Genomic DNA, 19080 nt, shown 5'->3' with positions numbered 1-19080 from the left:
CATGGGCGTTCTGCAATCCCTGCATCGCTGGATCTGGCCGCAGCGTGGCGAGCGGCTGAAGGCGGCCGTCGTCTACGGCCTGGTTGGGGTGCTGGTCACGGCGGCGTTATTGCTGACCGGCATTCGCGTGCTGTTCGCGGCTGCGCCGGCGATGACCGGTGTGGTCGAGCGAGTGGTGGGTGAGCAGCTTGGCGTGGAATTGCGTATTGGCGGACTGGATGCCCGCTTGCAAGGGCTGCGCCCGGGTCTTGTGCTTCGCGATGTGGAGGTGCTCGGCACGGCGGATGAGGCGGAGGATCCCCTGGCGCTCGATGAACTGACCCTGGCGATTGCGCCGTGGGATGCCCTGCGCGACCGAGCGCTGCGCCTGCATGGCCTGGAGGCAGCTGGACTGGATATGACCCTGCGCCGTGAGGCAGCGGCGCAGTGGCAAGTCTCGGGGTTGCTGCCCCTGCCTGTTGCCGCGCCGGTGGACCGACTGCTGGATCAGCTCCAGGCATTGCCCGTGGATCGGCTGCTCATTCGCGATAGCCGGCTGGTACTGAGAGACGTGGCGCGCGAGTCTGAACTCGAGTTGGAGCCGGTGGCGCTGCGATGGCATCAGATGGATGAGGGGGATTGGCGCTTTGCCCTCGATGCGCGAGCGGGTGATCAGCGCCTGCGGGGCCGGCTAGAGCTGGCCGTTGGTGAGTCGCCGTCGGCGCGTGCGGTCATCGATTTCTCTGACATTGAGGCGGCCCAATGGCTGACATTGGCCGGCCTTGAGGTGGCCGCGCTGCGTCCGGCACCGGATGCGCGCCTGGCGGGCCGCATTTGGCTGGCGCTCGATAACGAAGGCCCGACGCAAGCCGTTGCCGAGGTCAATGGCCGACGCCTGGGGTTGCTGGACGGCGGGCTTGAAACCCTTGAGGCCACCGGGCACTGGGCCCGGACGCCGGCGGGCTGGGAGGCCGCACTTCGGCCTCAGCGCCTGCTTGATCAGCATGGACAGGCCCAGGACGTCGGCGTCGTCGGTGTGGGGCGGGCTCACGCGGCGGGTGCCCCGCTTCGGTTAACAGCCCGCAATGTCTCGCTTGCGCCGCTGATGAGCGGATGGGCTGCGCGCTCAGGTGTGCCCGCCATGGCGTCAGGATCGATTCCCCGCCTGGATCTGGTCTGGCACAACCGTGCGCAATGGCAGGCCCAGGCTATGCTGGCCGATGCAGGGGTCAGGGTGACCGATGCGCGGCTACGCAATCCCGTGGCGATCGAGTCGCTGACCGGCATGCTCAACGCCTGGCAAGACGGCCCGGCGGGTTGGCGGTTACACGCGGATGACTGGCGCGGCGAGTGGGCAGGCGCCGCGCTTCAGATAAGCGGCACGGCACAACAGGATTCGGATGACGGCACGGTGGTCGATATCGAAGGCCACGTTGGATCGTTGCCGACGTCGACGGTCATGAATCATCTGCCAGTGGGCCCGATGCATGAAAAGCTGACGGCCTGGCTTGACCAGGCGGTGCAGGGGGGCGAGCTGACCGGCGCGTCATTGCGGCTTGCGGGCCCGCTCACGGCGTTCCCCTTTGACGATGACGAGGGCCTGTTCGATCTCCAGGCGCAGCTGGCGGACGTGGATTTTGCGTTCAACCCGGATTGGCCGGCGTTCAGTGGGCTGGAGGGGACACTGCGTTTTCGCAATCGGGGGCTGTCCATCGAGGCCGATCGCGGCGAGCTGAACGGGATAAGCCTGGTGCAAGCCGAGGCCCGTCTGCCGGATCTCTGGAAGCCGCGCCTGCGCATCGAGGGTGCGCTCAATGGGCCTGTTGCGCGGATGGCGGATATCGTGGTGGCAAGCCCGCTGCTGGGTGACGGCGCCTTACCGGGTGAGCCTGCCTGGTCGGGTGACGCTGATTTGAATCTGACGTTTTTCTTCCCGTTCGAAAAGCGCCCACCCGAGATGGACGGTGAGCTGAGCTTTGATGAAGTGGCGGTTACGGTCGATACGCCAGCCCTTCGCGTCACGGATTTGGCGGGTGACATTGCCTTTGATGACGATGGCGTGCGCTGGGATGGGCTGCGGGGGCGCTACCAGGGTCAGGATGTCATCTCTCAGGCCCGGACGGACGGCGAAGGGGAGGCGGCCCGCATTCGGGTGGATGCCAGGACCGAGTTGGCGCTGGCGGACTGGCCGGGCCTGAGTGGCGTGGCAGAGCGCGTCAAGGGGGATGCGCGCTGGCGACTGCGGTGGGAGCAGCCAGGGTTTCCGGCGCTCCGCGCCGAGCGCGAGCCTGAGACCCGACTGCTTGTGCGCTCGGATCTAGTGGGTATCGAGACGGCTTTGCCCTTTGGGCTCGGCAAGTCGCTGGATGAGGCGGTTGCAGGGCGCTTTGAATGGCGCCGCAGCGGTGATGCCGAACATCGCTTTGCGGTGAGTTACGGAGAGCGCCTGCGTGCGCGGGGCGCGCATGACCCGAATGGCGAGCAGCGCTGGGGCCTGGCGGTTGGCCCGAGTGAACCCGTCTTACCCGAGGCCTCGGGGACGGCCATCACTGGCGCCTTGCCCGTGATCACCCTGGCGGATCTCCGTGCCCTTGCCACGGACAGCGCGGGGTCAGGGGATAGCCTGACGTTGGGCTTGCCACCGGTACGCCAGTTGGCGCTTGAGGTGGAGGGGCTTGAGATCAGCCGCTGGCGGGTCGAGCCGTTTACCGTGACCGGTGCACCCCGCGGTGCCGGGTGGTCGCTGGCGCTCGAGGGTGGGGGTCAGGGCGTTGTCGAGTGGCGGACAGACGCTGAGAAAGGCCTGGATGTGGACCTTGAGACGCTCACGCTGGCGCTGCGTGCGTCTGACCCCGGGGCGCAACGACCGCTGGTGACTCCCATGCCCCGGGAGCCTGCCGACCGGGATCGCCAGCCGATGCCGTTTGAGGTGGATGTGGACGCCTTGAGCGCAGGTGGGGAGTCGCTGGGGGCGCTCGCGTTCTCTCGGGGTGTCACGGATGCGGGGGGCGATCGGGCTGAGCTTACCCTCGAGGGCGCGGTCGTTGATCTGGACGCGGTGGTTGCGCGAAACGATGCCAATGTCGGTGAGGCCCGTCTTGAATTTAGTGTACTGGCCGATGATGCCGGTCGGTTTTTTACCGGGCTGGGCCTGCCGGCGGTCATGCGCAACGGACAGGGGGATATCCGCGGGGAGTTGACCTGGCTGGGGCCGCTCCTCTCGCCGGTTCTGCCGACGCTGGCTGGCGACCTGGCGGTGGATCTGCGCAACGGATCCTTGCCTGCCGTTGAGCCCGGCGCGGGACGCGCGTTGGGGCTTTTCAGTTTATCGGTGCTCCCGCGGCGGCTCGGGCTCGATTTCTCGGACGTGGTGGGTGAGGGCTTGCGATTTGATCGTTTGCAGGGCAGCTGGCAAGCGCGGGCGGGCCGCCTGCAAACGGATGATCTGAGTGTGGTCGGGCCCTCCCTGAATCTGTCGCTGGCAGGCACCACGGATGTGGTTAAGCAGCGCTATGATCAGACCGTGACGGTTCGTCCGCAGGTCACCTCGGCCCTGAGTTTCCTTGGCGGACTGGCCGGTGGTCCCGCGGCCGCCGTTGCGCTGTTTCTTACGCGTGGGATGATCGAACCCGAGGTGGATCAGTTAACCGAGATTCAGTATCGCATCGCCGGGCCCTGGGATGACCCGCAGCTTGAGCTGCTGAGTCCGCGGGGCCTCAGCAATCGAGGGCAGGATAATGACTGAGGTGACACGGGCCGCCGTGGTTCAGATGGTCTCCGGCGCCGAGGTGTCCGGCAACCTGGAGCAGGCGGGGAAAGGGATTGATGCGGCCGTCCGTCAAGCGGCTGATCTGGTGGTGCTGCCCGAGAACTTCGCTTGTATGGGGCGGCGTGAAGGCGACATTCTGGCGGTGGGCGAAGCGGACGGGACGGGCCCCATTCAGGCTTTTCTGGCAGACACCGCCCGAGCCCACGGGATTACGTTGGTGGGGGGGAGTGTGCCGCTGAAAGGCCCGGAGCCGGATCGCGTCCGCCCCGCGTGTCTGGTGTATGGCCCGGATGGCACGCGTCTGGCGCGCTACGACAAGCGGCATTTGTTTGATGTGGCCCTGGCGGACGGCGAGGGGTACCGCGAGTCGGCCACCTTTGCCCCGGGGGGCCGCCCGGTGACGGTGACAACGCCGGCTGGACGCCTCGGGTTGTCCATCTGCTATGACCTGCGCTTTCCGGAGCATTACCGGGCGCTGGTGGATCAGGGGGCGGAGATCCTGCTCGCGCCTTCGGCGTTTACCGCGACCACGGGGGCCGCGCATTGGTCCGTCCTGGTGCGGGCGCGCGCCATCGAGAATCTCTGTTTTATGGTCGCACCAGGTCAGGGTGGTCAGCATGCGAGCGGCCGCGCCACCCATGGTGAGAGCCTGATTGTGAATGCCTGGGGCGAGGTTCAGGCCCGTTGCCCGGTCGGCGGCGGGCCCGACGTGGCAGTGGCGGATTTGAATCGCGGTGCGCTGCCAGCCCTGCGAGCGCGGTTTCCCGCGTTATCACACCGCCTCACGCCGGGCGGAGATTCCCGGGACACGCCACCTGGGTGAAGACTGGCTTGGGGCCATCCAGCCGCAGGGCGGTCAGCGCCCCGCCCCAGAGGCAACCGGTATCAAGGGTGACGTAACCCGGACCGCTGCGCTGGCCCAGTCTGGACCAATGGCCAGCAATCACCGTCCGGCCGCTATCGGCGAGGTGTTGGCCAGGCGCTTCGTACCACGGGTAATGGTCGGCGGGCGCCGCCTCTGGCGGGCCGTTATGTTGAAACCGCAAGCGCCCGTCTGCGCCGCAATAGCGCATCCGGGTGAAGGCGTTGATAATGAATCGGGCCCGGTCCCAGCCGGTGAGGTCCTCCTGCCAGCGATCCGGATCGTTGCCGTAGAGATGGGCGAGGAGTTGCGGGCAGTCCGGCCCCCGCAGGAGGGCCTCGGCCTCCCGGGCGAGGCGGCGCGCATCATCCAGGTCCCACTGTGGCGGTATCCCGGCATGCACGAGCGTATGCGCACCGGCGCTGATGTCACAGAGCAGCGGCCGCTGCCGGAGCCAGTCGATCAGTGTGGCCCGGTCTTCTGCCTTCAGCAGGGGCGCTAAGTTGTCATCCTTGCGCTGCCGGCCCGTTCCTTCGGCGACCGCGAGGCAGTGGATGTCATGGTTGCCCAGCACCGCCTCGGCGCGTTCACCCAGGCCGCGAATGAATCGCAAAGTCTCGGCCGGCTGGGGACCGCGGCCCACCAGATCGCCGGTGAACCAGACTCGGTCGTTGGTGGGGTCAAAGCGAATGGCAGTGAGCAGGGCCTGCAGTTCGGGCAGGCAGGCGTGGACATCACCAATGGCGTACTCGGCCATGCTTATGCCTCAGGGGGTGTCTGTGATTGGCCGAGCACCCTCGCCAGGCGCCCGAATCCCGCTAGGTCGATACGCTCGGCCCGATCGCCGGGGTTGACGCCGGCCGCCTCGATGGCGGCGGCATCCAGCAGGCTGGCGAGGGCGTTACGCAGCGTTTTCCGGCGCTGGCCAAAGGCCTGGGCGACGATGTCGGCCAGGCAGCGTTCATTCAGCGGCGGAATCGGGGGCGTGGGTTGGGGCCGTAATCGAACGAAGGCTGAGGTCACCCGGGGCGCGGGGGTGAAGCAGGTCGGCGGCAGGTCAAAAAGCGGATCGACCTGACAGCGATACTGCAACATGACGGACAGGCGGCCGTAGACCCGGCTACCCGGCTCGGCCGCCATCCGCTCGACCACCTCGCGCTGCAGCAGCAGATGCAGATCACTGACACTGTCCCGGTCATCGGTCAGGTGAAAGAGTAGCGGTGTCGAGAGGTTATACGGGAGGTTGCCAACGATACGAAGCGGGCCAGCGCCCGCAAGCCGAAAGTTAGCCACGGGCTGGGCCAGGGCATCATCTTCGATCACGGTCAGTCGGCCATCCTGTGTGGCTGGCCATTGTTGCAGCGTTGCGGCGAGATCGCGGTCGATCTCGATGGCCGTCACCTGGGCGCCTCGATCCAGCAAGGGCGCGGTCAGTGCGCCGCGACCCGGGCCAATCTCCAGCACCGCCTCCCCTGGTGCGGGCGAGATGGTGTCGGCCATGCGCTCCAGGATGCCGGCGTCTGTCAGGAAGTTTTGGCCAAACCGGCGACGGGGACGATGCATGAGCTAGCGACCAGCCTGGGTCATGCGGATCGCCTCGGTGACGGCTGCCTTGAGGCTGCCCGCGTCGGCGCGGTGCTGACCGGCCAGGTCGAGTGCAGTGCCGTGATCGACAGAGGTGCGGATGATCGGCAGGCCCAGGGTGACGTTCACGGCGCGGCCAAAGCCTGCGTGTTTCAGCACGGGCAGGCCCTGATCGTGGTACATCGCGAGCACGGCGTCGGCCTCGGCCAGGTGGTGGGGGGTGAAGAGCGTATCGGCCGGCATCGGGCCCGTCAGTGTCAGACCCTCGTCACGCAGTGACGCAAGGGTGGGCTCGATGACCGCGATTTCTTCCTGACCCATGTGCCCGCCTTCACCGGCATGCGGGTTGAGGCCAGTGACCAGAATGCGGGGCGGTCGCAAGCCGTAGAAACGCCGCAAGTCGGCGTCCAGGATGCGCAGCACGGCCGTGAGTCGCTCCCGGGTGATGGCGGCCGGGACGTCCTTCAGCGGCAGATGGGTGGTCACCAGCGCGACTCGGAGGGTGTCTGCGACCAGCATCATGACCGGCGTGGGCGCGTCGGTCAGCGCGGCGAGAAACTCCGTATGCCCGGTGAAGGCCTGGCCGGATTCATTGATCACGCCTTTGTGAACCGGGCCAGTGACCATGGCGTCGAATACGCCCGACAAGCACCCTTCCACCGCCGTGCGCAGTGTCTCAAGGACATACGGGGCGTTTGCTGGATCAAGCCGTCCCGGCTGGACGGATTGGGCCAGCGGCACCGGCCAAAGGGTCAGCGAATCGGCCGTCTGCTCCCGGGCATCAGGATCAAACAGAGGAGCGTCGCGCCCAAGGTCCCCCAGCACGGCGGGATCAGCGACGATGACCAGGCGTGCGGCCGGGAAGGCATCCACCAGATGGGTGATCAGCTCCGGCCCGATACCGGCAGGCTCCCCCGGGGTAATGGCAATACAGGGCCGCTGCCCGGTCATGCGTTCCCCAGGCGGATCTCGATATAGGCCTCTTCCCGTAGCTCCCGAAGCCAGAGTTCAACCTCGTCGGCGGCCTTGCGCTCACGGATCGCCTCAGCGGCTTCCTCGCGCGCGAGCTGATCACCTGCATCACGTTGTCGGCGATCCTGGACCTCGGCGAGGTGCCAGCCGGCGCGGGTCTGGAAGGGCTGACTGAGCTCGCCTATTGGCAGCTCAGCAAGCGCGTTTTGAAAGCCTTGTGGCAGGCTTCCCGGGTTGAGCCAGCCGAGTTCACCGCCCTGGGTGGCCGTGGTGGGATCATCGGAATTGGAGCGGGCCAAGTCGGCGAACGAGGCGCCCTGTCTCAACCGCTCCCGCAATGATTCGAGCCGAAGCTGCGCATCCTGATCGGTGACGATTTCATTCGTTTCGATGAGGATGTGCCGCACGTTGACCTGCTCGATCAAGCGCTGGTCGGGGTCGCGGGTTTCCTGGAGCTGGTAGATCTGGAAACCCGCTGGCGTGCGCAGCGGCTCCGTCGTCTCGCCAGGCTCGAGATCGCGGATGGCATCGGTTGCCACGGACGGCAGTTCGGTGGCGGGTCGCCAGCCGAGATCACCACCCTCGAGTGCATTTCGTGCATCGGATTCGGCTGCGGCCACACGGGCGAACGATTCTCCTGCGCTCAGGCGCTCCATCACCTGGCGGGCCCGGTCCTCAGCTTCATCAATGGCGCCGGCGGAGGCGGCCTCCGGCACACTGATGAGGATCTGCCCAAGGCGATATTCGCGGGTGTCGTCCTGATTGCGCTCGAGAAATTGCTCGATTTCCTGATCAGTGACATCAACGCGCTCGTCCATTTCCTCCTGGCGTAACCGCGTCAGCATGATGTCGCGGCGCATTTGTTCACGGAATCGAGCCATGTCGATGCCCTGCTCGCTGAGGGCATCGCGCAAACCCGTCAGGCTGAGGTTGTTGCGATCGGCAATGCGCCGAACGGTGCTGTCCAGCGTGGCGGAGTCGACCCGGATACCACGGCGCTCGGCCACATTCATCTGTAAGGTCTGCATCACCAGGCGCTCGAGTACCTGCCGGCGCAATTCGTCGTCTGGTGGAATTTGCACATCGCGCTGTCGGAGCTCGGCAGTGACCGAGGCCAGTTCCGCCTCAAGCTCGGAGGCCAGCACAACATCCTCGTTAACCAACGCGACGATGCGCTCGAGCAGCACCTCCTCGGCCTTGGCCACGGACAGGGCCAGTGTCATCAGTAAACTGGCGAGCAGCGGTCGGATCATGGGTAGGGGCGCTCCGCGTTATAGCCGTCGATTTCATCGCTCAGGAATGGCCGGATTCTATCACCGATGCCGCCGAGGCCCTTGAGTTCCAGCTCAAACAGGATTGCTTGCTCGAGGGTGCGCCGTCCCGCGCTGTCAGCCAGGCGGCGATCTTCGTTCACAACGACCCGAAGCGAATGGCAGCAGCCTGATTGCTGAATGCCAAAAAAACGCGCGAGCGTTTGCTCGGCCTCCAGATCCTCTCGTACGCCGGCAAAGACCTGCCATTGGGGAGTAATCGGCAGCGCGGCAGAGGCGGTGATTTGATTCAGGGCCACATCCCCCCGGTCCTCTTGTTGTCTGAGGGCGAGGTTCGCTGCTGCCCGATGCGCGCCCCGCCAGCGCAGCAGGGCGCGCAGTTTGTTGGTGTCGGCGTCCTCCGGGTCCCAGCGATAGTCCGCGTCGAATACCAGGCCACGGGGCAGCGACAGGCGCAGCTCGGTGATGTAGTCCGAGCGGTCCCGGGGGGCGTCATCGTGGTAATAAAAGGCCTGCCCGAGGGATGCGCGCAGGTACTCCCGGCCTGTTTGATTATCAATGTATCGCGTGGTGAGGCCCACACTGGCTTGTTCAGTGTGCTCGTTGTCGAAGGGCGTCGGGCGGAACAGGCGTGCGTAATGACGGGTCCTCGACGGGCTGCCGAAGTCGGGCAATGCGTCCTGACCGCGATCCGGGACATTGCGATACTGAATGCGCGGCTCGAGGGTTTGATACACCCCGTTGAAGAGGGTGTGCGGCCGCTCGAGGAAGACGCTGGCATCGGCGGTGTAGATCGGCACGGAGGCGCTGGGCGAGTCGGTATCGCCTTCAGGGCGGGTTAAGTCATAACCGGAATGCTGAAACGCCACGGCAGGCTCGAAGCGATACGCCAGCGCGTTAATGGGCATGGAAAGCCGCGGGGCGACGTTGTACTCAATCCCCTGCGCCTGACTTGCATCGGCGTTGTAAAAATCGGTGTACGCCGAGGCGATCGAAAATTTGACCGGGCGCTCGGCCTGGATGGGGTCGTAGTCAAATTGCACGCGGGGCCGCCGGGCATAGGGGCTCGATTCGTCATTGGCTATGCGCTGCCAGTCCTGCGCGTCCACGGAGGCAATGAAGCCCTGATCGGCCCACGAGAGCTGGGCCCGGCTCTCTAAAAACGAGGCGGATCGGTAATCAAAGTCGTTGTTGAAGTCGTCGTTGTAATCGGGGTCGCTGGTGCGCTGCTGGCGTAGCTCGCCGCGGACTGCGTTGCCCATCTGCCAATCATGGGTTTGATCGATGGCCCAGCGGTCATCACCGAATCGGTCGTCATTCGGCAGGTAACTGGCGTTGATTTCGCCCTGGCCCCTTTCGTGCAGATAACGGTATTGCGTACCCAGCAATACGCCGCGTTTCCCGTAAACGGTCGGGGTGATGGTCGCGTCCTGGTTGGGCGCGATATTCCAGTACCAGGGCAAGGCGACCGTGGTGCCGTTGCGATCGGATTGGCCAAGGGTGGGGGCCAGTAAGCCACTCATGCGCTCTTCGCCAATGGGAAAGGGCAGGTAGGGGGTATAGAAAACGGGCACGTCGGCTATCGAGAGCACCGAGTGCCGGGCCCGGCCCTGGCGCGTGTCGGTGTTCACGGTGGCTTGCCGGGCATCCAGGCGCCAAAGCTCGTTATCCGGCATGCAGGTGCTGAACGTTACGCCCTCGTAGCGGCTGCGGGCGGGGCCTTCCCGAATAATACGGTCGGCTGAGCCTTGCAGGTGACCCGCAGCGATGCGGTACTCGCGTACGCCCTCGAATCGGCCCCGATCGGCGTCAAGCTGGTAGTCGACCGAGTCGGCCTCGATCAGCAGACCGGCCTCGCGCAGTTGAACGGCCTGGTCGATAAGCAGGCGCCCGTCCGTGTGGTCATAGCGCAGTGTCTCGCCTTTCAAAACGAGGTCGGCGTCGTCGTCGACTGGCGCCAATAAGGGCGCACCACAGAGCGCCCAGCGGCCGCTTGCCTCATCGGCTGCGGCCAGGCCGGCCATTGGTGTTACCAGCAGTAGCGCCCATGGCGCGAGCTTGAGCAATCTCGGCGGTATGATCGGAACTCCCTGTCTGGGCGCAGAAGCCTAATCGCGGAAAGGTTACCCTATGGGAGCACGTTGGGGCACCGGGGGTGCGGGGAAAAGTCATGGTTGAGGATGCAAGACAGCGCTTTGTCGCCAACTGGCTGATCGAAAACGGCTTCGACCCCGCGAGTCTGGTCGCCTTGGGTGCGGACGCCAGCGCCCGGCGATATTTCCGCCTGCAGACGCCGGCCGGCGGTCGCGTGGTGATGGATGCGCCCGACCAGGTGGCCGTGTGCGAGGCCTATCTGCGCGTCCGCCGCTTAATGGAGGCGGCCGGTGTCCATGTGCCAGCGGTGGACCGGGCCGATGCGCAGGCCGGGGTGATGGTGATCGAGGATCTGGGTGGTACGGATTATCTGGCGGCGTTGCGTCGTGGCGAGCCCGCAGAGCCGCTGCTGGATGATGCCCTGGTGGCGCTGGTGCGCTGGCAGGCCGCCACGGCGCCGGCTGTGTTGCCGGCTTACGACGCGGACCGGCTGCAGGCGGAGCTGGATCTCTTTCCAACCTGGTATGTCAGGCAGCATCTTGGGCTCGAGCCCGATACACAGTGGTGGGCCGAATGGCGATCTGCTTGCGAGGGCTTGATCCTGGCGGCCACGAATCAACCCCAAGTGGCGGTGCATCGTGACTTTATGGCCCGTAATCTGTTGGTCAGTCAGCCTAATCCCGGGGTAATCGACTTTCAGGATGCCCTGGTGGGGCCGGTCACTTATGACCTGGTGAGTTTGTTGCGCGATGCCTTTTTCGACTTCCCACCGGCGGCTGAAAGGGCGTTTATTGCGCGTTATGAAGCCGCTGCGCGCGCGGCCGGCATTGCACTGCCTGATCCACTTGATGAGGCCATCGATCTGATGGGTGCGCAGCGGCACCTCAAGGTGTTGGGCATCTTTGCGCGGCTGGCCTATCGCGATGACAAACCGAGTTACCTCGATGATGCCCCCCGCTTTCTCGCCTATTTGGCGCGCGAGCTTGCCCCGTACCCCGCTTATGCCGGGCTACGGGCCATGCTGGATGCGTTGCCCGTCAAGGCGGCGCGCGCATGAATGCCATGATTTTGGCGGCTGGGCGCGGCGAGCGCATGCGCCCGCTTACCGATCACTGTCCCAAACCCTTGCTGACGGTGGGCGGGCGGACGCTGCTTGACTGGCATCTGGCCCGGTTGGCGGATGCCGGCTGCCGTCGCGTCGTGATCAACGTGGCCTGGCTGGGTCAGCGTATTCGGGACTTTGTCGGGGATGGCTCGGCGTGGGGGCTTGAGGTCCTGATCTCCGACGAGGGCGATCAGGCGCTGGAGACCGCCGGCGGCATCATTCGTGCGTTGCCATGGCTGGGGCCACACCCGTTCTGGGTGGTGAACGGCGATGTGTGGTCGGATTTTGATTTTCGGACTTTGTCATCGGCCCCCGAGGGCTTGGCGAAGCTCGTGCTGGTGGAAAACCCGAGTCATCACCCGCACGGTGATTTCCATCTGGATGCGGCGTCGTCGGTACGGACCGAGGGCAGTGGGCAACGACTGACCTTTGCGGGCATCGGCTGCTACCGCCCGGATTTGTTTGCTGGACAGCGCACGGCCCATGCACCGCTCGGTCCGCTGTTAAAGCGCGCAGCCGACCGCCGTCAGCTGACCGGGGTGCAGCATACAGGCGCGTGGTTTGATATCGGCACGCCAGCGCGGCTTGCGCGGCTGGATGGCTGGCTTAGCGCCGGCCAAGTCCCTTCAGCAGCTGATGAGTAAGTTCGGCGAAGGCGGTATCCAGTGAGCGCTCAACGCCAAGACGGGCCAGATCGGTCACTGGCAGTTCAGCATGTCCGCAGGGATTAATGCGCTGGTAGGGCGTTAGGTCCATGGCGACATTCACCGCCAGCCCGTGATAGCTGAAACCGCGTCGAATGCGCAGGCCCAGTGCCGCAATCTTCGCTGGCCCAACGTAGACACCGGGCGCGTCAGCCCGAGGGGCGGCGTCAATGCCCATCGTGGCCAGCCAGTCGACGACCGTCGACTCGAGCAAGCTCACCAGTCGCCGTGGCCCGAGCCCGTGGCGGCGAAGATCCAGCAGTGGATAAATGACCGCTTGGCCTGGACCGTGGTAGGTGACCTGTCCGCCCCGATCGGTTTGGACCAGCGGGATCGTGCCAGCATCCAGGACGTGTTCCTGACGCCCTGCCTGGCCGAGGGTGAACACGGGGGGGTGTTCCACCCGCCAGATTTCGTCCCGGGTGTCCGGGCCCCGGTCATCAGTGAAGCGGCGCATGGCCGACCAGGTGATTTCGTAGTCGGCCAGGCCAAGATCCCGAACGCAGGGTTCAGCGGGGCTCACAGGGTGGCCAGCACCTGGTCATGCGCGCTCAGCTCAGCGTAAATCGTATCAAGCTGGGCGCGACTCTCTGCGGTGATGGTGACGGTGACCGAGACATAGCGCCCACCGCGGCTTTGACTGGTTCGCAACCGGTCCTCGGACGTCTGTGGCGCGTGGCGGGACACGATGTGCCAGACAGCCTCTGTCAGCTCGCTGGTCGCTGGCCCCATCGCCTTGATGGGGAACTCGCAAGGGAAGGTCAGCCCGTGCTCACCGTCGTTTAGTTCAGCCATAGTTTCACGCTGTCGACCAGTCGGCCGACCAATCCCGCCTGAGTCACCGGTTCGAGGGCGACCACATCCCGGCTAGCGAGGGATTCGCCATCCAGTGAGATCGTCAAGCGCCCCAGCACGGTGCCCGCCTCGATCGGTGCCTGGATGGGCTGGTCCACTTCCAGGCTGGCCTCGACTCGGTCGTAGGCCCGTGAGGGAACGGTGATGTGAAGGGCGTCCGCCAGGCCAAGCGGTAGCTGCTCACGCTCACCTTTCCAGACCCGGGTTTCTTCAATGACGTCGTCGGCGGCGTAGAGCCGGCGAGTTTCGTAGAACCGGTAGCCGAAGTTGAGCAGGGATTTGCTGGCCTGGACCCGGGCTGCGGCGCTGTCGGTGCCCATGACCACCGAGATCAGTCGCATGCCGTCGCGCTCGGCGGAGGTCGCCAGACAATAGCCGGCGCTTTCGGTGTAGCCGGTTTTGACGCCGTCGACGCTGTCGTCCTGCCAGAGCATGCGGTTGCGGTTGAACTGCTCGATGTCGTTCCACACGAAAGAGCGCTCGGAGTAGTAGCCGTAATACTCGGGAAAGCGGTTAATCAGCGCGCGGACAAGCCGAGCCGTATCGGCTGCCGTGGAGTAGTGATCATCCTCCGGGAGGCCAGCGGCGTTAGTGTACTGGGTGTTGGCCATGCCGAGCTCGTCAGCATATTGATTCATGAGCGCAGCAAACGTCTGCTCGCTGCCCGCGATATGCTCGGCCAGCGCAATGCTCGCGTCATTACCCGACTGCACGATCATGCCGCGCAGCAGGTTTTCTACGCTGATCTGGCTGCCCACCTCGATGAACATTCGCGAGCCCTTGGCCCGCCAGGCATTTTCACTGATCTGAACCGGGTCAGTCAGCTGCAGATTGCCAGCCTTCAGCTCGCTGAAGACAACAAAGGCGGTCATCACCTTCGTCAGGCTGGCGGGGTCAAGCCGCGTGTCGCTGTTGCGCTCAGCGAGCACCTTGTTGGTGTGAAAGTCGAGCAGCACATAGCCGTTGGCACCGACACTCGGCGGAGACGGCACGGGGATTGGCTGCGTCTGCGCCATCACCGCGGGGCTGAGGCACAGAATCAGTAGCGCCGACAGGGCAAGAGGAAGGGTTCTGGGCATGATGTACGACTCGCTGAGTACGGTGATTTGATTAGTCCGGAATAATGACATGACCCGGGTCGAAATTGGCAGTCTTTAAGGCCTGACTGGCATCATCCACGGCTTCGGCATTGTCGAGCGGGCCCAGACGGACGCGATGCAGTCCATCGTCCCCCGACTCAATCCGCGCCGGGTGACGAACGCCCGCGGCCGCCAGCTCGCGCATGAGTTGTTCGGCGTTTTGTCGCTCGCCAAACGCCGCTACCTGCAGCCAGTAGCCCGGATCATCACTGGGTGCTGATTCGCCCGGGGCCGTCGTGTTGGCCGCTTCGACCACCGACTCCTCGGGCCCTTCAGGCGTAACCGTCCGGATCTCGACGGGGGCGGTACCGGTGCCGAGCATGCCGAGCTTGGCGGCAGCGGCATACGACAGATCGATGATGCGGTTATCCGCAAACGGTCCGCGGTCGTTAACCTTGACCACGATGCGGCGATCGTTGCCAAGATGCCGGACCTCTACCCAGGTGGGCAGCGGCAGACTGCGGTGGGCAGCGGTCATCGTGTACATGTCATACGGCTCGCCACTCGAGGTGCGGCGGCCATGAAACTTGCTGCCATACCAGGAGGCGATGCCACGTTCGCGATGGCCATCCGCGGTGCGCATAACCCGATAGGTCTCGCCGAAGACCTCGTAGGTATCGGGGTTGCCGTAGCGGCTGGGCGGTGCGTTTCTGGGTATGGCATCCGGGATGGCCTGGGGGTTGTCGATGACTCGGCCCGGACCATCCCCCGGTGCTGGCCCCATGCCGCTACAGCCGGCCAGAAACAGCACGAGGAGGACGCCACCGATGGCTTCGATGCGGCGGATCACCGGGCCTCCCGCATGGCTTCGCCCAGTTGCAGGACAGCCATCGCATACAGCGGGCTGTGGTTGTAGCGGGTAATGACGTAGAAATTGTTCAGGGTGATCCAGTGCGCCTGACCTGTCTCGGTCTCGAGCTCGAGCAGTCGAGCGGGCTGCGCCCCGCTCAGGGGCGCCCGGGGTGTGATTCCCGCCGCTTCAAGCTCGGCAACCGTGTCGACGGGTTTCAGATCATCCCGCTGATACTCGGACCAGCGGTTCCCCGTGACCTCGGCCCGGGTGGCGATGGGTGCACCGGCTTCCCAGCCATGGCGGGCAAAGTAATTTCCGACACTGCCCATGGCATCGGCCGGCTCCGAGAACAGATCGCGGCGACCGTTGCCGTCAAAATCAACCGCATAGGCGCGATAGCTGCTACTGATGAACTGCGGAACGCCCATGGCGCCGGCGTATGAGCCAAGCGGCGCCGTGGGGTCAAAGCGTTCTTCATCGGCGAGCAACAAAAACGCTTCGAGCTCGCTGCGGAAGAAATCGGCGCGGGGCGGGTAGGCGAAGGCGAGGGTGCGCAGTGCGTCAAGGACGCGGTGCCGGCCACGGTAGCGACCGTATCGCGTCTCCACGCCGATGATTGCGACGACGATGTGGGGCGGCACGCCGTAGGTGGCCTCGACCTGGTCCAGTATCTCGGCATGGGTGTCCCAGTAATCGAGGCCCGCTTCAATGCGCTCGTCGGTCAGAAAAATCGGGCGATAACGATACCAGGGCAGCGCTTCGGCGGGATCGCTGATGGCATCGATGATGCCCTGCTGATGCTCGGCCTCATCAAGCAAGAGGGTCTCAATGGCGGCGGCATCCATGCCGTGGCGATCGGCCATGGTCTGGGCGAAGGCTCGCATGGCGGCCGGATCACCGGGGTCATCACCCGCGAAACTGGCGCAGCCCGCCAGTGCGAGGGTGACGAGGACAAGCGCGGGGCGCCAGGACGAGATGTTGATGATGTTCACGCTGACCACATGCGGCGATGGGAATGAATGGACATGAGAATACCGAAGCCGGCGAGAAGCGTCACCATAGACGAGCCGCCATAGCTCACGAGGGGCAGCGGGAGGCCGACAACGGGCAATAGGCCTGCGACCATGCCCATGTTGATCGAGCAGTAGATGAAAAATGTCAGCGCCAGCGCGCCGGCCAGTAGCCGTGAGAAATTGTCCTGGGCCTCTCGAGCGATCCAGAGCGACCGGGCGATGATCATTCCGTACAGGCTGAGCAGGATGATAACGCCCAACAGTCCCAGTTCTTCGGCAAGGACGGCGAAGACGAAATCGGTGTGCTGCTCAGGGATGAAGTCGAGATGGGCCTGCGTGCCATTCATCCAGCCCTTGCCAAACACCCCGCCGGAGCCGATGGCGATCTGCGCCTGGATGATGTTGTAGCCAGCGCCAAGCGGGTCGCGCTCGGGATCGAGAAAGGTGAGGACGCGATTGCGCTGATAGTCCTGCATGCCAAAGATCCACAGCACCGGCACGGCGGCCAGCGCCAGTGTGCCCAGCGTCACGATGAGCCGCCAGGCCACACCAGCAAGAAACAACACAGCCATGCCCGCCGTGCCCACCAGAATGGCGGTGCCCAGATCAGGCTGGACGCCGATCATGGCCACGGGCAGGACGATGATGCCAAGGGCGAGCAAGGTCTGGTTAAAGCTCGCTGGCAGGGGCCGCTGGGCAAGGAACCACGCCAGCATCATCGGTAGCGCGACTTTCATGAGCTCGGCGGGCTGGAAGCCAACAACCCCCAGATCAAGCCAACGCCGCGCACCGCCGCCCAATTCGCCGATGAGCAGAACAGCCACCAGCATCACGGCGCCGATGCCGAAAAGCCAGGGCGCCATGGGCGCCAGGCGCCAGGGCGGAATCTGCGCAATGAGCATCATGAGAACAAAGCCCACGCCCAGGCGCAGCAGATGGCTCTGGATCGGCTCGATTTGCCCACCGAATGCGCTGTAGAGCACGAGCAGGCCTAAAGCGGCATTCAGCAGCAAAAGCCCCACCAACAGCCCGTCCAGGCGCAGGATGCGCTGTAGAAGACCGCCCGAGGCGCGGCGGGCCGCTTCGTTCACGTTGAGGGTGGACCAGTTCAGGTTATCCATCGGTTCGACTCAGCCACGCTTCAATCACCGTTTTGGCCATTGGGGCTGCCGTCTGACTGCCACTGCCGCCGTTCTCAACAACCACGGCGACGGCGATGCGCGGGTCCTTCACTGGGGCAAACGCGGTAAACAGCGCATGGTCATGAAAACGGGCATCGAGAGTTTCCTCGTCGTATTCCTCATCCTGTGCAATACCGACCACCTGTGCGGTGCCGGTCTTGCCGGCCATGCGGAAGTCGAGATCCGCACCGAGGCGGCGGGCGGTGCCTCGGCGTCCGTGTACGGTCTCGATCATACCGTTCCAGGCGTGCTGCCAGTACGCTTCGTCAGCCAGTTCAACTGGCTCGATTGTCGGGCCGAGGGATAAGGCCTCGCGGTCGGCAAGGAGTTGCGGGCGGATCGGCCGACCACGGTTGGCGATCAGCGCCGTGGAGGTTGCCATCTGGATGGGCGTGGCAAGGGTAAAGCCCTGCCCAATCCCGGTGTTGATGGTCTCGCCGGTGTACCACGGTTCTCCCCGCGTCTCTCGCTTCCACGCCCGCGAGGGCATGACGCCCGCGCGTTCACCGGGCAGATCGATGCCCGTGGCCTGACCATAGCCAAAGCGGCTCATCCACTCATGCATCGCATTAATGCCCATGTCGTTGGCGAGTTCGTAGAAGTAAATATCGCAGGATTGGGCAACAGATTGAGTGAGATCGACATGACCATGGCCCTCGGGCTTCCAGTCTCGCCAGACGCGCGAGACATTGGGCAGCTGGAAGGTGCCATTGCAATAGAGGGTTTCGTTTGGGTTGATATGGCCACCTGCCGCCCCCGCGAGGCCCAGAAATGGCTTCACAACAGAGCCGGGCGGATAGCGCCCGGCAATGGCCCGGTTGAAAAGGGGTTGCGTAACATCCCGGTTCAGGGCGTCAAGCGTGTCCTGGTCGATCCCTCGGGACAGGGCGTTCGGATCGAAACGGGGGCGGCTGGCCAGGGCCAGTATCGAACCGTCGCGAGGGTCGAGGGCCACAATGGCACCGCGGTAATCCCCTAGCGTCTCCTCGGCGAGACGCTGGAGCTCGATATCGAGCGTGAGCTGGATGTCTTCGCCAGGCGTGGGTGGCCGGCGCTCCAACGTGGCAATGGACCGGCCGAGGGCGTTGGTTTCGATGTGCTCGATTCCGAGTTTGCCCTGCAGTCGCGGCTCATAGAATCGCTCAATCCCTGCCTTACCCGTCAGGCTGGTGCTGCGATACTGGTTCGGATCGCCCTGGCGCAGTTCGCGTTCGTTGATGCGCCCCACATAGCCGACCACGTGGGCGCCGACCTGCCCGTACGGATAGTGTCGGGCAAGCCGTGGGCGAACCTCCACGCCGGGGAAGCGGTGCCGGTTGATAGCGAGCTCGGCGACGGTCTCTTCACTGAGTTGCAGGCGTAAAGGGATTTCCTGAAAGCTTCGCGAGCGGGCGCGCGCCTCGGCGAACGCGGCGCGTTCGGCCTCGGAGATGTCGATCAGCGCATCCAGTTCACTCAGCAGGGCGTCCATGTCGGCCACCTGCTCGGGGACAATCGTTAAGCTGAATGCTGGTCGATTCTCGGCGAGGGTCTGCCCGGATCGGTCCAGAATAAGGCCGCGCGTAGCATCGACAGGGGCCAGGCGAATGCGGTTGTCCTGTGATCGTTTGGTGAGCTGCTCGTGCTCCACAATCTGGAGATAGGCGACACGGCCCAGGATCGCGCCGAAGACCAGGACCAGGATGACGCTGACGACGGCCAGGCGGCTGCGCACGACGCGCCGCTCTCCCGCCTTGTCTCGCAGCATATCCAGACTCAT

General features: G+C 64.8%; 16 protein-coding genes. 4 read left to right on the top strand and 12 right to left on the bottom strand.

Annotated features, from left to right (window positions below; translation table 11 throughout):
• Position 1 precedes the first annotated feature (1 nt).
• Together SPISAL_RS07330 and SPISAL_RS07325 are read left to right on the top strand one after the other, a co-directional pair.
• A complete protein-coding gene (locus SPISAL_RS07330; protein ID WP_016353844.1) occupies positions 2–3724 on the top strand; it encodes a YhdP family phospholipid transporter in 3723 nt (1240 codons plus the stop codon).
• Complete coding sequence (locus tag SPISAL_RS07325; RefSeq protein ID WP_016353843.1) at positions 3717–4571, top strand: carbon-nitrogen hydrolase family protein; 855 nt, start codon at positions 3717–3719, stop codon at positions 4569–4571. Before SPISAL_RS07330 ends, SPISAL_RS07325 begins: the two co-directional genes overlap by 8 nt.
• Here the strand turns inward: SPISAL_RS07325 and SPISAL_RS07320 are convergent.
• From SPISAL_RS07320 to SPISAL_RS07300, 5 genes are read right to left on the bottom strand one after another with little or no spacing between them, the layout of a single operon-like run.
• Positions 4531–5367, bottom strand: coding sequence for a symmetrical bis(5'-nucleosyl)-tetraphosphatase (locus tag SPISAL_RS07320; protein WP_016353842.1), 837 nt, complete (start codon positions 5365–5367; stop codon positions 4531–4533). The two genes, SPISAL_RS07325 and SPISAL_RS07320, sit on opposite strands and share 41 nt — an antisense overlap.
• A 2-nt stretch (positions 5368–5369) precedes the next feature.
• Positions 5370–6173 (bottom strand): 16S rRNA (adenine(1518)-N(6)/adenine(1519)-N(6))-dimethyltransferase RsmA, encoded by an 804-nt coding sequence (gene rsmA, locus SPISAL_RS07315; protein WP_016353841.1) that lies wholly within the window; start codon positions 6171–6173, stop codon positions 5370–5372.
• 3 nt (positions 6174–6176) lie between these two features.
• Complete coding sequence (gene pdxA, locus SPISAL_RS07310; protein WP_016353840.1) at positions 6177–7145, bottom strand: 4-hydroxythreonine-4-phosphate dehydrogenase PdxA; 969 nt, start codon at positions 7143–7145, stop codon at positions 6177–6179.
• Entirely contained in the window at positions 7142–8419 is a 1278-nt protein-coding gene (locus SPISAL_RS07305; RefSeq protein ID WP_016353839.1) for a peptidylprolyl isomerase, read from the bottom strand. Before SPISAL_RS07305 ends, pdxA begins: the two co-directional genes overlap by 4 nt.
• Positions 8416–10461: an LPS-assembly protein LptD gene (locus tag SPISAL_RS07300; protein WP_041389306.1), complete on the bottom strand. Its 2046-nt coding sequence runs from the start codon at positions 10459–10461 to the stop codon at positions 8416–8418. Before SPISAL_RS07300 ends, SPISAL_RS07305 begins: the two co-directional genes overlap by 4 nt.
• A 146-nt stretch (positions 10462–10607) precedes the next feature.
• Here SPISAL_RS07300 and SPISAL_RS07295 point away from each other — a divergent pair, with 146 nt between their 5' ends.
• Positions 10608–11588: an aminoglycoside phosphotransferase family protein gene (locus tag SPISAL_RS07295; RefSeq protein ID WP_016353837.1), complete on the top strand. Its 981-nt coding sequence runs from the start codon at positions 10608–10610 to the stop codon at positions 11586–11588.
• Positions 11585–12280 carry an N-acetylmuramate alpha-1-phosphate uridylyltransferase MurU gene (gene murU / locus SPISAL_RS07290; RefSeq protein ID WP_016353836.1) on the top strand — a complete coding sequence of 232 codons (696 nt, stop codon included), beginning with the start codon at positions 11585–11587 and terminating at the stop codon, positions 12278–12280. The genes SPISAL_RS07295 and murU overlap by 4 nt, the downstream gene beginning before the upstream one ends.
• On the opposite strand, the gene lipB is transcribed toward murU, so the two are convergent.
• Genes lipB through mrdA form a run of 7 tightly spaced genes read right to left on the bottom strand, consistent with a single transcriptional unit; the run spans position 12243 to position 19080 of the window.
• Positions 12243–12863, bottom strand: a complete 621-nt coding sequence (gene lipB / locus SPISAL_RS07285) for a lipoyl(octanoyl) transferase LipB (protein WP_016353835.1) — start codon at positions 12861–12863, stop codon at positions 12243–12245. The two genes, murU and lipB, sit on opposite strands and share 38 nt — an antisense overlap.
• A complete protein-coding gene (locus SPISAL_RS07280; RefSeq protein WP_016353834.1) occupies positions 12860–13135 on the bottom strand; it encodes a YbeD family protein in 276 nt (91 codons plus the stop codon). The genes lipB and SPISAL_RS07280 overlap by 4 nt, the downstream gene beginning before the upstream one ends.
• Entirely contained in the window at positions 13123–14274 is a 1152-nt protein-coding gene (locus tag SPISAL_RS07275) for a D-alanyl-D-alanine carboxypeptidase family protein (RefSeq protein WP_041389304.1), read from the bottom strand. The genes SPISAL_RS07280 and SPISAL_RS07275 overlap by 13 nt, the downstream gene beginning before the upstream one ends.
• Positions 14275–14305: 31 nt before the next feature.
• On the bottom strand, positions 14306–15124 hold the full coding sequence (locus SPISAL_RS07270; protein ID WP_016353832.1) for a septal ring lytic transglycosylase RlpA family protein: 819 nt from the start codon (positions 15122–15124) through the stop codon (positions 14306–14308).
• Entirely contained in the window at positions 15121–16119 is a 999-nt protein-coding gene (gene mltB / locus SPISAL_RS07265; protein WP_016353831.1) for a lytic murein transglycosylase B, read from the bottom strand. Before mltB ends, SPISAL_RS07270 begins: the two co-directional genes overlap by 4 nt.
• Positions 16116–17261: a rod shape-determining protein RodA gene (gene rodA, locus SPISAL_RS07260; RefSeq protein ID WP_016353830.1), complete on the bottom strand. Its 1146-nt coding sequence runs from the start codon at positions 17259–17261 to the stop codon at positions 16116–16118. The genes mltB and rodA overlap by 4 nt, the downstream gene beginning before the upstream one ends.
• The gene (gene mrdA, locus SPISAL_RS07255; protein ID WP_041389302.1) at positions 17254–19080 is read right to left on the bottom strand and encodes a penicillin-binding protein 2; all 1827 of its coding nucleotides are present in this window, start codon (positions 19078–19080) and stop codon (positions 17254–17256) included. Before mrdA ends, rodA begins: the two co-directional genes overlap by 8 nt.

The organism is Spiribacter salinus M19-40 (assembly GCF_000319575.2).
GTDB classification, from domain to species: domain Bacteria; phylum Pseudomonadota; class Gammaproteobacteria; order Nitrococcales; family Nitrococcaceae; genus Spiribacter; species Spiribacter salinus.
This window is presented reverse-complemented; position numbering and strand designations above follow the sequence as displayed.

What these genes read in the sequence shown, in the direction of transcription:
- SPISAL_RS07295 (WP_016353837.1), top strand. Translation starts at nt 10,608, where the DNA reads ATGGTTGAGGATGCAAGACAGCGCTTTGTCGCCAACTGGCTGATCGAA.
- SPISAL_RS07330 (WP_016353844.1), top strand. Translation starts at nt 2, where the DNA reads ATGGGCGTTCTGCAATCCCTGCATCGCTGGATCTGGCCGCAGCGTGGC.
- pdxA (WP_016353840.1), bottom strand. Translation starts at nt 7,145, where the DNA reads ATGACCGGGCAGCGGCCCTGTATTGCCATTACCCCGGGGGAGCCTGCC.
- SPISAL_RS07320 (WP_016353842.1), bottom strand. Translation starts at nt 5,367, where the DNA reads ATGGCCGAGTACGCCATTGGTGATGTCCACGCCTGCCTGCCCGAACTG.
- SPISAL_RS07305 (WP_016353839.1), bottom strand. Translation starts at nt 8,419, where the DNA reads ATGATCCGACCGCTGCTCGCCAGTTTACTGATGACACTGGCCCTGTCC.
- rodA (WP_016353830.1), bottom strand. Translation starts at nt 17,261, where the DNA reads ATGGATAACCTGAACTGGTCCACCCTCAACGTGAACGAAGCGGCCCGC.
- SPISAL_RS07300 (WP_041389306.1), bottom strand. Translation starts at nt 10,461, where the DNA reads ATGGCCGGCCTGGCCGCAGCCGATGAGGCAAGCGGCCGCTGGGCGCTC.
- rsmA (WP_016353841.1), bottom strand. Translation starts at nt 6,173, where the DNA reads ATGCATCGTCCCCGTCGCCGGTTTGGCCAAAACTTCCTGACAGACGCC.
- SPISAL_RS07275 (WP_041389304.1), bottom strand. Translation starts at nt 14,274, where the DNA reads ATGCCCAGAACCCTTCCTCTTGCCCTGTCGGCGCTACTGATTCTGTGC.
- murU (WP_016353836.1), top strand. Translation starts at nt 11,585, where the DNA reads ATGAATGCCATGATTTTGGCGGCTGGGCGCGGCGAGCGCATGCGCCCG.
- SPISAL_RS07280 (WP_016353834.1), bottom strand. Translation starts at nt 13,135, where the DNA reads ATGGCTGAACTAAACGACGGTGAGCACGGGCTGACCTTCCCTTGCGAG.
- mrdA (WP_041389302.1), bottom strand. Translation starts at nt 19,080, where the DNA reads ATGAGTCTGGATATGCTGCGAGACAAGGCGGGAGAGCGGCGCGTCGTG.
- SPISAL_RS07325 (WP_016353843.1), top strand. Translation starts at nt 3,717, where the DNA reads ATGACTGAGGTGACACGGGCCGCCGTGGTTCAGATGGTCTCCGGCGCC.